Source organism: Corallococcus sicarius, from assembly GCF_003611735.1.
Taxonomy (GTDB): domain Bacteria; phylum Myxococcota; class Myxococcia; order Myxococcales; family Myxococcaceae; genus Corallococcus; species Corallococcus sicarius.
Genome location: NZ_RAWG01000052.1, coordinates 29,836 through 42,265, shown reverse-complemented (window position 1 = coordinate 42,265; position 12,430 = coordinate 29,836). Strand labels below are relative to the sequence as shown.

Below are 12,430 nucleotides of genomic sequence, written 5' to 3'. Positions count from 1 at the left end.
CGCACGCGGCTACCTCGGCCGGGCCGACCTCACCGCCGAGCGCTTCATCCCGGACCCCTTCAGTCCCGTCCCTGGCGCCCGCATGTACCGCACCGGCGACCTCGTGCGCCGTCGCGCGGACGCCCAGTTGGAGTACCTGGGCCGCACCGACTTCATGGTGAAGGTGCGCGGCTTCCGCATCGAGCTGGGCGAAATCGAAGCCACCCTGCGCCAGCACCCCTCCGTGCAGCAGGCCCTCGTCCTCGCTCGTCGCGACGCTCCCTCCGGTGATGCGCGGCTCGTCGCCTACGTCGTCGCCTCCAACCCCAACCCCAACGAGCTGCGCGCCCACCTCCAGCAGAAGCTGCCCGAGTACATGGTGCCCGCCGTCTTCGTTCCCCTCGCAGCCTTCCCCCTCACCCCCAACGGCAAGCTCGACCGCAACGCACTCCCTGCTCCCGAGGCAGGCAGCCTGGGCACCACGAACACGTACGTGGCGCCGCGCGATCCGCTGGAGCAGGAGCTGGCTACGCTCTGGGAGGAGGTGCTCGGCATCAAGCCCATCGGCGTGAAGAGCCACTTCTTCGAACTGGGTGGCCACTCGCTCCTCGCCGTGCGGCTCATGGCCAGCATCCGTGAGCGCATGAAGCGTGAGCTGCCGCTGGCCGCGCTGTTCCAGGCCCCCACGGTGGAGCAGTTGGCCGCGCTGCTGCACCAGGTGCCCGCGCCCTTCTCACCGCTCGTGCCCATCCGGCGCGAGGGCACACGCCGTCCGTTCTTCTGCGTCCACCCCGTGGGCGGCAACGTGCTGAGCTACGCGGAGCTGGCGCAGGGGCTGGGACCGGATCAACCCTTCTACGCCCTCCAGTCGCCGGGCCTGGATGGGAAGCAGCCCGCCCTGGGCACCATCGAGGAGATGGCGGCGACCTACCTCGACGCCATCCGCGCCGTGCAACCCCAGGGCCCGTACCGCCTGGGAGGCTGGTCCATGGGAGCGCTGGTGGCCTTCGAGATGTCCCGCCAGCTCCAGGCCCGCGGAGAGACCGTGGAGCTGCTGACCCTCATCGACCCGAGCACCGCCACTGGCACGCGGGTGAGCATCGACGTGGACGACCCGCATCAACTGCTGGCCCAGTTCGCCAGCGACCAGGGGCAGCTCGCCGGCCAGGAGGCCTGGGTGCCCGACGCGGCGGTGCTCAACGCGCTGCCGCAGGGTCGAGCCCTCTTCGAGGTCTTCGCCAACAACCTGCGCGCCATGAAGCACTACGAGCCCAGGCCCCTCCCCGGCCGCATCGTCGTGCTGCGCGCCAGCGAGCGGCTGGCGACGGAGCAGAACGACCGGGGCTGGAGTGCGCTCGCCCAGGACGGACTCCTCCTGCAGGAGGTGCCCGGCAATCACTACAGCGTGCTGCGCGCACCGAACGTGCGGACGCTGGCGGAGCGATTGGCTCGACTGATGCCCTGACCCCGAGAACCCCAGACGTCGCGCTCGCGCCGGGCAATGTCCTATCTAGCCAGGAATAACTGGCTAGATGAGGAACAGCCAGGCCGACGGCTATCGCGCGCTGGGGGCGGGGAGCGGCTACACGCAGGCGCAGGACGCGGTCTGCATCCTGGCGGATCAGTTCCTGAAGGTCCGGGGCGAGCGTGCGCGGTACTTCGGCCGGGGGCCCCAGGACGCCTACGTGGAGAAGGAGCTGCAGGAGCTCGTGAAGGGCTACGCGGCGGGCTACAACCAGTACCTCCAGGACACGCCCGCGGATCAGCGTCCCGCGCCGTGCAAGGGCGCCAACTGGGTGAAGCCCATCAGCGCCTTTGACCTGCTGGCCTACCACCTGGACCTGTCGCTGTTCGACACCCTCATCCCGCTGCTCGGCTACGTCGCGAACGCGCAGCCGCCGCAGGTGAGCGCGGGAGGACGGGGTCCCCAGGATGACGGGCCAGGAGTACACCATCGCCGTGCGCCAGGATGATGGCAGCCTGGGTTCGGAGAAGCGCACGTACTGGCGCAGCCACCACGGCCCCATGCTCAGCGGCCCCGGCGCCGACTGGTCGAGCGAGATCGCCTACACCCGGTGAGTGCCCGGCTGGGAAACGTGCAGTTCGTGCGCAAGGAGGACCGGGTCATCCCCATGCACGGAGGCGCCGCCTTCGAGGGCGTTCTCAACGTCGTCGGCTATTCGGGCGCGAATGCGACGCTGCTCCCGCAGTCCCAGCAGCAGGGAGCGCTCGTGTCGCTTGGAACGGGGCTCACCTCGCAGGAGGGCTACCTCGTCGACTTCGGGACAAGCTTCCTGATGGTCATGGAGTTCACGCCGCAGGGCCCTCGCGCGAACGCGGTCCTCTCCTATTCGCAGAACGCCGACCCTGACTCGCCGCGCTTCGTGGACCAGACGGAGCTCTTCTCCGGAAAGCAGCTGCGTCCCATCCTCTTCGAGAAGGCGGACATCCTCGCGGACCCGGCCCTGGTGACGACGGAGCTCGTGGTCGACAACACCTCCCGGCTCGAATAGCGCGATCAGGAAGGCAACCTATTGCCGAGGGTGCTCTCCCCGACTGAGCAGCACTTCAGCCAGGGCAAAAGAAGGCTGAGGCTTGCGTGACCCACCACCCTTCATTCCCCAAAGCGTCTGACGTGAAAGCGATTTGGGTGCCAAGCTCTCCGGCAATGAACCTATCGACCCCGGTTGCCGCAGCTCAAGGAGCGCCCGTCCTCATCTCATGGATAGCAGTCAACAACGATCCCTTTGAAAGGAGCCGCGAGCGTTCGTTTCGGCTCCACGGTGGAGAGCGCATCGAGGGGCCGACGCTTGCGCTCCTCACGAACAGCGATTCCGAATATCAGGGACGAATCACCGACGCCGTGCTCCTCCGCCAAGGAGGTGACGAAGCCGCTTTTCATACAAACATTTATGAGGAACTCGTCGCAGTGCTCGCGGAGAGATGCCCTACTTTGCGCCTGCATCCCATTGTTTGGAGCGGTTCAGACCCGACTGATCACTCCGCGATCTTCGAGTTCCTTCGTGAATGCATCCCTCAAGTCCGCCGCAAGTTTCCGGGGCGCGAGTTGGTGGTCCACGTCTCTCCTGGAACGCCGTCCATGCAAACCGTCTGGGTCTTGATGGCGGAAACAGGATTCATTGAAGCCCCATTCCGGGTCGTGAAGTCGTTCAAGCAAGAGGATCGTCAGAACGGCAAACCTGTCGTGACACCGGTCGTCGTCGGAATCGATACGTTCTACAAGCGTTACATGGAGACGCGACCACGCACGGACGCGGCACAAGACGAGGTCATCCGGTGGGACCCAGCCCGCTTCCGCTCCAAGGCCCTGGCGGATGTCTTTCGGGAAGCCCAGCGTGTGGCACCACTAAAGGTCCCTGTCCTTATTCTAGGCGAGCGGGGCACTGGTAAGACAACGCTCGCCACTTGGATCCGAGCAGCCAGTCCCTACCGGAAAGCCTCCCTGGATGACGCCTGGCCCGCCGTTGCATGCGGTCAATATACGAGCGAGACCATGCGTACCGAACTCTTCGGCTATCGCAAGGGTGCATTCACAGGGGCCGACCAGAACCGTGACGGGTTACTACACACAGCCGATGGCGACACGCTCTTCTTGGATGAACTGGGCGACATCGCCCATGATCTTCAACGACTGCTGATCAAGGCTATTGAAGAGGGCCGGTTCCAGCGCCTCGGCTCGCCCGAGTTCGAGAAGACGGATTTCCGTCTGATTACCGCGACGAACTTGCCAGCTTCGGAACTGACCCAGCGCATTGCCCCGGACTTCTTCGACCGCGTCCGCGCCTTTGAACTCCGCCTGCCATCACTCCGCGAGATACCTGAGGAGCTAGACTGGATGTGGGACGCGGTGATTGTCGGGGCGGCACGCCGTGCCCGAGTGCACCGCCGCTATACCAGCCTTCCGGAGAAAGAGCGCAGCCGGCTGATGACCGCTCTCCGTGCCCATCATCTCCCAGGTAACATCCGCGATCTCTTCCGGGTCGCCTGGCGTTTCCTGGCGGCGCGGGCGGATGACCGTTGGCCGCTCCCTCACAACGAAGCCATCAGCTATGCGTTGGAGGCCCTGGAGGCTCCGGCACCCCACTCGGACGAATCGTCCCGGATGATTGCTCAAGCGTTCGCACAGGGACGCTCGCTCCCAGAGCCACTTATCAAGCAGGGTCCTGTCCAGACCGAGGTCTTGGTCGCGGACCTTCGGAAATACCTCGCCATGGAGCTTCGACGGGTGTCAAAGGCGCACCACCTACCAGTCGATCAGGTGGCGGACGTCGGAGAGAGAACCCTCCGCAATTGGCTCCGGAAGGATCCTTCCGATCCGCCGGAATCCTGATTCCGTCCTTCGGGGACATCGGCGTTGGTGAGGGTGGAAGCATCCATCCAAACCATTGAAACCATTGACCCCTCATCCGAACGCACCCATGGCACGCGGCTCGCTCTACCACCCGCCAGAGCTTACCGGCGAGAGGAGCCCCCATGGATGTGACCGCGATCATGACGCACCACGCGCGACAGAGGAGCCGAACCCGGCAGATTCGTGCGAGCGCCATTGAGGTAGCGCTGACCTATGGGCGGGTCCGTCGTGCCCGCGGCGCGGAGATCTTCATCATGGGCTGGCGCGAAGTCCGCCTTTGGGCGGACCATGGACTGGACCTCTCACGCTTTGAGGGAGTCCAGGTAATCTGCACGCTCGCAGGCCGAGTGCTGACGGTGTACCGCAATCGCAAACCTTCGGCAGTGCGCGAACCCGCAAAGCACAGGCGGTCCAGACACAAGGAGCCGTACAGCAATGGGGCTCGCCAAATACCATGAAGACATCATCAGCCGGTACGTCGCTGACAACTTCCGTCCTCGGGCCCGCCCGGATGCTCCTTCATCCTCGGCACGGGCCGCGGCCCCCCGTCAGCCTTTGCCTCCCCCGAAGCCACGCGCACCTCCTCCTCCCGCTGCTACTTCCGCTCAGCCCATGCAGCCCCCCACAGCCCGAAGTCCGGAGTCGACCATGAGCAAACTCAAGGAGTTGACCATTCCGGGAGCGAGACCCCTCCCGGTGATCGTACTGGCCGACGTGAGCGGCAGCATGAATACAGATGGCAAGATCCAGTCACTCAATCAGGCCATGAAGGAAATGCTGGAATCCTTCAAAAGCGAGGACGATCTCCGTGCTGAAATCCAGGTTGCCGTGCTCACATTCGGGGGGGGGACAGTGCGGAGGCATGTCCCTCTGACGAGTGCAGCGAGCGCGGGTTGGACCGATCACCCTGCTGCGGGAGGCACGCCCATGGGGGCTGCGTTCCAAACGGCAAAGGACCTGCTGGAGGACCGGAGCGCCATCCCTGGCCGCGCGTATCGACCCACCCTGGTGCTCCTCTCCGACGGGCAACCGACAGATGAGTGGAAGGGCCCCCTCAAGGTGCTGCTGGACAGCGAAAGAGGCGGCAAGGCGTTCCGCATGGCCCTTGGAATTGGTGCGGACGCGGACATGGAAGTGCTCTCCGCCTTCCTGAACGATCCCGAGGCACGGGTCTTCAAGGCGGATGAGGCACGGCAGATCCGCGAGTTCTTCCGGTTGGTGACCATGAGTGTGACCAGCCGGTCCCGGAGCGCCAATCCCAACGTAGCGCCCCAGGTGAACGCCGCGGAGGAATGGGACCTTTGAGCCTCCGGATGGTGGGGGCCTCCGTCCGTGGTCCCGCACACGTACGTGCAGGGGTTCCGAATCAGGACGCTTGGTATGCCCGCATCCGGGGCAAGGGAGCCCTGGCGGTGGTCGCGGACGGCATGGGCAGCCGTTCCGCATCGCGGGAGGGCGCGCGTGCGGCGGTTGCCGCCTGCAGGATGGCGTGGAACCACTGGGCTGCTGCTCCCCGTGGAAGCGCCGAGGACCTCGTGCGTCTCATCGAAGTTTGCTGGCGCTTACGGCTCGGGCTCATCCCCCCAGACGACGCTGCCACCACCTGCTTGGTCTACGCGCTCAGGCCCGATGGAACGGGCGTGGCACTGCAACTCGGAGACGGGTTGATCGGTCTCCACGGCGCCCCGGGAGCGTTTCGTGCCCTGACGCCCGAGCGGGCTGCTTTTGCCTCGGAAACTCGAGCGCTCGGGACGCCCCATGGACTCCGGGACTGGATGATGGAGCCCGTAGGCGTGCTGGGAAGCGGCATGGCGGTACTCCTTGCTTCTGACGGCGTATCGGACGACCTGCTCCCGGAAAAGCGTTCCGGATTCGTGGATTGGATTCAAGACGAGGTTATCGCAACCCCAAAGCCAGGGCTGAGCCTTGCGAAAGCCCTTCGCAACTGGCCCGTCCCCAGGCACCTGGATGACAAGACAGTCGTTCTGCTGTGGGAACAGCCAGATGAGTAAGCGAACGGTCACGGATGAAAATGGAACGGTCCATGCGCTGGAGCACTGCCTGGGAGAAGGCGGCCAGGGATCGGTGTGGCGTACCCGGAACGGGCACCGGGTGGTCAAGCTCTGCTCCCGCACCCGGGATCGCGAGGCACTGCGGCGACAGATTGCCTTCGTGAAACGCCTGGACCTCCGGGATCTGCACGTGGCGCGTCCCCTGGCGCTGCTCCGTCCACCCGAGGTCGGCTATGTGGCGGAGTTCCTGTCGGACATGGTGCCCGTGCGCACACTGCTGGCGCCCCCCCGTGGCCTGGCAGTGGAGCGCTGGTACCAGGACACAGGTGGGCTCCAACGCCGGTTGCGTCTGCTTGCCCATGCGGGGGAAGCACTGGCAGGGCTCCACGCGAAAGGGCTCATCTACGGCGACATCTCCCACGACAACGTCTTCATCTCGGGGCCCGTCGAGGCGAACGAAGCCTGGCTCATCGATTTGGACAACCTCCGGCACGACAGCGATCCTCAAAGCGCTCTCTACACTCCGGGATACGGAGCTCCCGAGGTCGTTTCTGGCGCACGTGGCCCGACCTCGCTGTCGGATGCGTGGGCCTTCGCGGTGCTTGCCTTCCATGCGCTCACCCTGATCCATCCGTTCTGCGGCGACCTGGTAACGGAGGGGGAGCCGGAGCTTGAAGAAGAGGCCTTCGCCGCACGGCTACCCTGGGTGGACCACTCCTCCGACCCCAGGAACCGCTCCAGCCACGGTATCGCGCGAGAGCAGGTTCTCGGTCAGCAACTCGCCGCCCTGGCACGCAAGACCTTCGAAGAGGGTGCACAGGACATCTTGAAGCGACCCGGGGTCGCAAGTTGGGTGGAGCGCCTCCACCTCGCAGCAGACCAGACGGTTCCCTGCGCTACCTGCCGCCAGACATTCTTCGTGACCGCCCCGGCGTGTCCCTGGTGCGGCATCGCACGTCCGCCCCTGGCCCATGTGAAGATTCTGCGCTGGGAGCCCGGCAGGGGCGTCATCGAGGCCATGGGGGCCAGGGCCCTGCTGCCGCTCGCGGGAACTCCGGTTCGGCTGACGCGACGGCATACGCGCGGCGAGTCCGGCCTCCGTGCACGGGCTGTCGAACTCTCCTTGGAGTTGCGCGAACGCGGCGTGCTCGTGCGGCAGCACGACACCCCGGCATGGGTGACGCCTCCGGGGAGAACAGATGCGGCAGCCGCCACGAGCGTCACCGAGAGAGGACGGGTCCTGCCGTTGGACGTACCGGAACGGAGCTGGGTGGTGCACTTCGGCCCGGTAGAGACGCCCCACCGGGTAGCACTGATCAGTGGAGGAACCCGATGAGGGCGGATGAGCTTCGGGGCGGTCTCGTCAGCACGGTCCAGGTGAAGCCCACGGCTGGCAGGTTCGATCCTCTACCGACGAAGAGCAGCGAGGTCGAACTCCAGCAAGCGGGTGACGAGGTGGTGCTCCGTTGGGGCGAGCATTTGTGGCCGGTCACCGGAGTAGATGCACGGAAACACGAATCCATGATGACCGTGCTGGGCCACAACCTGCCCAGTGTCGCGTGGGTAGCGCAGATCAGCGCGGGTCAGGCAACCGTTCAGATCCACAGCTTCACCCGTGAACTCCGCTTCGGAACGCCCATCGCCATCGGCGTGGATGACCTTGCGTTGGAGCAGCTCCGGAGCCGGTTCCGCGTGGGAGGCACTGTTTCCGACGTGGCGCAGTGGCTGGATCAGCGACTGCTCCTTGCCCCTGGTGGCCATTCCTACCGGCGTGCGGTGATTTCCGGGGGCTCCCACGACGCGGATGACGCATTCCGCATCCTTGGCACCAATCTCAGCATCGACGTGCGTCGGCACAACGATCACCTCCGCGTGGAGCGCGTGATCAAGGGCGGACGCACAGATGGGGCCGTGCTCCAGTTGCTTTGCGCGCCGCTGTCCTTCGCGGATCTGTCCGTGGCGGGAGAGCTGGCCGTCGGAGCCCGCCATGCCCTGGAGGAAGCCGTCCGTGCGGACAGAAGCTATCTGCGCATCTGGACCACGTACAACGAGATGGAGTGGGAGGCCGTCCTTCGCCGGGCCCGTACGGTCGGGGCCATCCGCTACGAGCGATGCGAGAAGCGCCGCGATGGAGGCTGGCGCTTCATCCTGGCGAACACGGACGATCTTGAAACCCGGCTGGAGGCCTTCCTGGATTCGGAGCGCTTCGAACTGGAAGCCGGGGCAGTCCCCCCGACATGGGACGACTTGGAGCGTGCCGGCAAGCGACAGCGCTCGCAGCCCTCCGTCGCCGCACGCGTCGCCTGGGTCGACGCGGCTCGTCGGCAGCTGGATCTTCGCGCACCCGAGGACGACGAGGGGCAGCCCAAACCTCCGGCTGAGGGCTTTCTCTACCTGTCGCTCGCAGGAGACCGGACCCGCCTGATGCGGCGCGAGTACGCCGAGCAGAGACTCCGCACCGGAACCTCGCCCATGCCCCAGTTGGGCCTGTTGCTGGAAGGGCGCCCTGCCCCACAGCCACGCTTCGCATCCCGGTCGCCGAAAAGCGAGGCCGTCCTCCAAGCTTTCGGCGGTCGGCCGACCCAGCGACAGATGAAGGCGCTTGATGTGGCTTTGAATACGCCAGACATCGCAGTCATCCAGGGGCCTCCCGGCACGGGAAAGACCAAGGTCATCGCAGCGCTCCAGCGGCGGCTTGCGGAACTGGCGGAAGAAGGGCTGGAGGTTTCCCACCGCATTCTCGTGAGCAGTACCCAGCACGACGCGGTGGAGAACGTGGTCCAACAAAGTGAGGTCTTCGGGCTGCCTCCCGTCAAGGTCGGTTCGAGGCGAGAAGATGATGGAGGCGTCATCGACGGCGTGGAGAAGTTCCGCGCGGATCGCATCGAGCAGCTCCGTGCCAGACTGCGCCAGGTCCCCGAATCCGAGCGCCACGTGCGTGCACGGCGGATCGCGGTGGCCTGTCTCCGTGCTCCCGCGCCTCCCGACGAGATGGCCAGGCACTTACGGGAATTGGCGGATGCGCTGGGGCCCCTTCTTCCCCCGAGGCTGCGAGATCTCATTCAGCAGCGGATTTCCGAGCTGACCCGCCCAGCCGCCAGCGGAGACACCGAAGAACAGGAACTGCGCCGCAGAGCGGCCCAGGGCATCCGGGTGGATGCGATCAGCTTCGAGGACGATGGCCCGACGAAAGCCCACAAGGCACTGGTCCGTCTGGGGCCCATGCTCTCGCCGGAGCAGGACGGTTTCTTGCGCCGCTGCGCGGAGTGGAACCACGCCACGGCTCCGCCCTGGCTGGACGAGGGAGTGGTCCATAAGGAGGCCCTGCTGGACCGTCTGTCGGTGCCACCTCCCCCTCCGGGACCAACGCTCGACGAGAAGACGCGGTCGCTCCTCATCGAGGTGATGGACACCGCCGAGCGTCAGCGGCAGCAGTCCACCGCGGGAGAGGACTCCGCGCTGGCCGCATACCTGGAGGATCTCGAAAATGATCCGGCGGCCGTCCGCGAGGCCTTGGAGCACTACACCGTGGTGCTGGCGGCGACATGCCAGCAGGCCGCCGGCCGGCCCATGCGGATGGCTCGTGGTATCGACGTGGGCGCGGTCACTTTCGAGACAGTCATCGTGGACGAGGCGGCCCGCTCCAACCCGCTCGACCTCTTCATCCCCATGAGCATGGCCCGGCGAAGGGTGGTGCTCGTTGGCGACCAGCGACAACTGCCGCACATGCTGGAGCCGGACGTGGAGCGCGAGTTGGCCGCCGCCGTGGCCAAGGGGGACATCGCTGCGGAAGCACAGGCTGCCGTCAAGCTCAGCCTCTTCGAGCGGCTGCAGGGGCTTCTGCGGAAGCTCCAGGACCAGGATGGAAATCAGCGGGTCGTCACCCTCGACATGCAATTCCGCATGCATCCGGTGCTCGGGGACTTCGTCAGCCGGATGTTCTACGAGCGCTGGGGAGATGGACAGGTCCTTTCGGGTGCAAGCCCTGAAGACTTTGTCCATGCACTGCCGGGCTACATGAGGGCCCAAAGGCCTTGTGTGGCCGCATGGATCGATGTTCCCGGAGGTCCGGGGCACTGGGAGCGTCGGGGACAGAGCAAGTCGCGCCCCGCCGAGGCGAAGCGCATCGCGCAGGAGGTCCGGCGGCTGCTTGACGTGGATCCGCACCTGACCTTTGGGATCATTTCTTTCTACGCGGCACAGGTGAAGGAGATCGGCGCGGCGCTCGTGACACAAGGCATCGCCGAACAGACGGGATCGGAGGGGTGGCGCATCGCCGAACGGTGGCAGCGCACCGACGACCACCGGGGCCAACGGGTTGAACGTTTGCGCGTGGGAACGGTTGACGCCTTCCAGGGCAAGGAGTTCGACGTCGTCTTCCTGTCCGTCACCCGTAGCAACGAGCTGCCCGGCGAGACCGATGACCAGCAGCGGCGCAAATACGGTCACCTGCTCCTGGACAACCGGCTGTGCGTCGCCATGAGTCGGCAGCACCGGCTCCTGGTGTCCGTGGGTGACAAGGAGTTCATCCGCGCGGCGGAACCGCTTCTGCCGCTGCGTGAGTTCCTTACCCTGTGCGAGGGCCCCCATGGCGCCATTCTCTCTTGAGAGTGACTCGGTGCTCCGCTTCCAGCTGCCGTTCGTCGAATACAGCGGTCCGCCGCGTTGGATTCTCTGGCCCACCTGGGCTTGGCGCGTCGTCGCGCCCCACCCTCGCCCCCGCACGCTCAATCTCTTTCAGAGAGCCGTCATGGGGCTCTGTCGAGCCGGTAGACAACGGGCCGAAGTCATTGGCGCGGCGCTGCACCTCGACAAGCAACTGGCGGCGCACATCCTCACCGAGCTGGCAGGGAATGGCTGGCTGGACCACCTGGGCGTCCCCACGAAAGCAGGATTGGACGCTCTTGAGGATGATGAAAGCGAACCGCTCGATGAACAGACCGTGGGCTGGGTCTTCACGGATCCGTTCACGGGCGAATTGTGGCCCCGCTTCCACCGGGAGGAGCTTCCGCATGCGGAGTTTGAACTCAACGCGGCCAGGCACCCTGTCCTCTTGTCCGGGAGCGTGGGCAACCCCTTCCGGGATGACGCCTTCGCCGTCAGTCCTCGCGCCGGAGAGCCACTGCACTCCCAGCGCCCCCGGGCGGAGGACGTCCTCAAGGCCGTCCGGCTCCATCGCAAGCACCACTCCTGGGAGGAGGAACCGGTTGCCTCCGACGCCCCCCTGGTGCGGCGGATCTCCTTCGTCTTCGACAAACCCACGCCCCACTTCCTGGCAGCGCGAGCCTGGCGCGATCACCGGGGGGACTGGCACATGGACGATCCCTTCGGCATGGGTGACAGCCCGCGGCTGCGCCGGTGGGTCGAGGAACGCTTCCAGGTCCAACCCGCCCTGAGGGACCGGCTCGCATCCATCGTGGTGGGGGCTCCCGATTCGGAAGACCTCCGGACCCTGACCACCCAGGCTGAATGGGACGTGGAAACGCGGCTCACGGTCGCCATCCGGACGCGGGGCGTCCTCTGTGAACGATTGGTGGCCATGCAGCGGGCGCTGCTTGAGGCCGGGCTGGACGCTTCTCCGGCGGACAAATGGGACGACGTCGCGGTGAAGGCCCAGAAGGCTGCGGAGCGCCTGCTACAGGACATCTGCCTGGCGCGGCCAACCCGTCCCCGCCTCTCCAGGGACGTGGCGATGAATGAGGCCCTCATCCAAGCCCTGGCGGCCGCAGCGGGCTTCCATACGCCGCTTCCCCCCTCGCTGACGCGAGTCCGGGCCGGCAAGGTGGAACATGCGCTCCAGTCCGGAAGCGGCAGTCTGCGGCCCCTGCTCATCCTCGCCCTGCTCGGCACCTCTGGCCTTCCCGAGCATCCGTTCATACACGCGGCCCGCGCCGCACCCGACCTCCTGCACCGCCTGAACGCCCTGGCGACCCTTCGAGACGAGGCCGCACACGAAAGCTCGAATCGGTTGCGCGCCTCGCAGGCCCCACAGGGACGGACAGAGCTCATCCGGCAAGGCGTCGAGACTGTCTATCTGGCCGTTCAGCACCTGCCTTCAACTTGAGGA

Annotated in this window: 9 protein-coding genes; all 9 read left to right on the top strand. The window is 66.0% G+C overall.

The window, feature by feature from the left end; translation table 11 throughout:
* A partial coding sequence (locus D7X12_RS10995; protein WP_147443608.1) for a thioesterase domain-containing protein occupies positions 1-1,444 on the top strand: 1,444 nt, incomplete at its 5' end.
* A 67-nt stretch (positions 1,445-1,511) separates the two neighbouring features.
* Positions 1,512-1,952: a penicillin acylase family protein gene (locus D7X12_RS10990; protein WP_120625221.1), complete on the top strand. Its 441-nt coding sequence runs from the start codon at positions 1,512-1,514 to the stop codon at positions 1,950-1,952.
* Positions 1,953-2,054: 102 nt separating this feature from the next.
* Positions 2,055-2,492 carry a penicillin acylase family protein gene (locus D7X12_RS10985; protein WP_158620028.1) on the top strand — a complete coding sequence of 146 codons (438 nt, stop codon included), beginning with the start codon at positions 2,055-2,057 and terminating at the stop codon, positions 2,490-2,492.
* A gap of 122 nt (positions 2,493-2,614) precedes the next feature.
* Entirely contained in the window at positions 2,615-4,330 is a 1,716-nt protein-coding gene (locus D7X12_RS10980) for a sigma-54-dependent transcriptional regulator (RefSeq protein WP_147443607.1), read from the top strand.
* A 669-nt stretch (positions 4,331-4,999) separates the two neighbouring features.
* Positions 5,000-5,656 carry a vWA domain-containing protein gene (locus D7X12_RS10975; RefSeq protein ID WP_120625218.1) on the top strand — a complete coding sequence of 219 codons (657 nt, stop codon included), beginning with the start codon at positions 5,000-5,002 and terminating at the stop codon, positions 5,654-5,656.
* The gene (locus D7X12_RS45355) at positions 5,644-6,363 is read left to right on the top strand and encodes a PP2C family serine/threonine-protein phosphatase (protein ID WP_120625217.1); all 720 of its coding nucleotides are present in this window, start codon (positions 5,644-5,646) and stop codon (positions 6,361-6,363) included. Before D7X12_RS10975 ends, D7X12_RS45355 begins: the two co-directional genes overlap by 13 nt.
* Positions 6,356-7,699, top strand: coding sequence for a protein kinase domain-containing protein (locus D7X12_RS10965; protein ID WP_120625216.1), 1,344 nt, complete (start codon positions 6,356-6,358; stop codon positions 7,697-7,699). Before D7X12_RS45355 ends, D7X12_RS10965 begins: the two co-directional genes overlap by 8 nt.
* Positions 7,700-7,884: 185 nt before the next feature.
* On the top strand, positions 7,885-10,971 hold the full coding sequence (locus tag D7X12_RS10960; RefSeq protein ID WP_244224483.1) for a DEAD/DEAH box helicase: 3,087 nt from the start codon (positions 7,885-7,887) through the stop codon (positions 10,969-10,971).
* A complete protein-coding gene (locus tag D7X12_RS10955) occupies positions 10,952-12,427 on the top strand; it encodes a hypothetical protein (RefSeq protein WP_147443606.1) in 1,476 nt (491 codons plus the stop codon). Before D7X12_RS10960 ends, D7X12_RS10955 begins: the two co-directional genes overlap by 20 nt.
* Positions 12,428-12,430 lie beyond the last annotated feature (3 nt).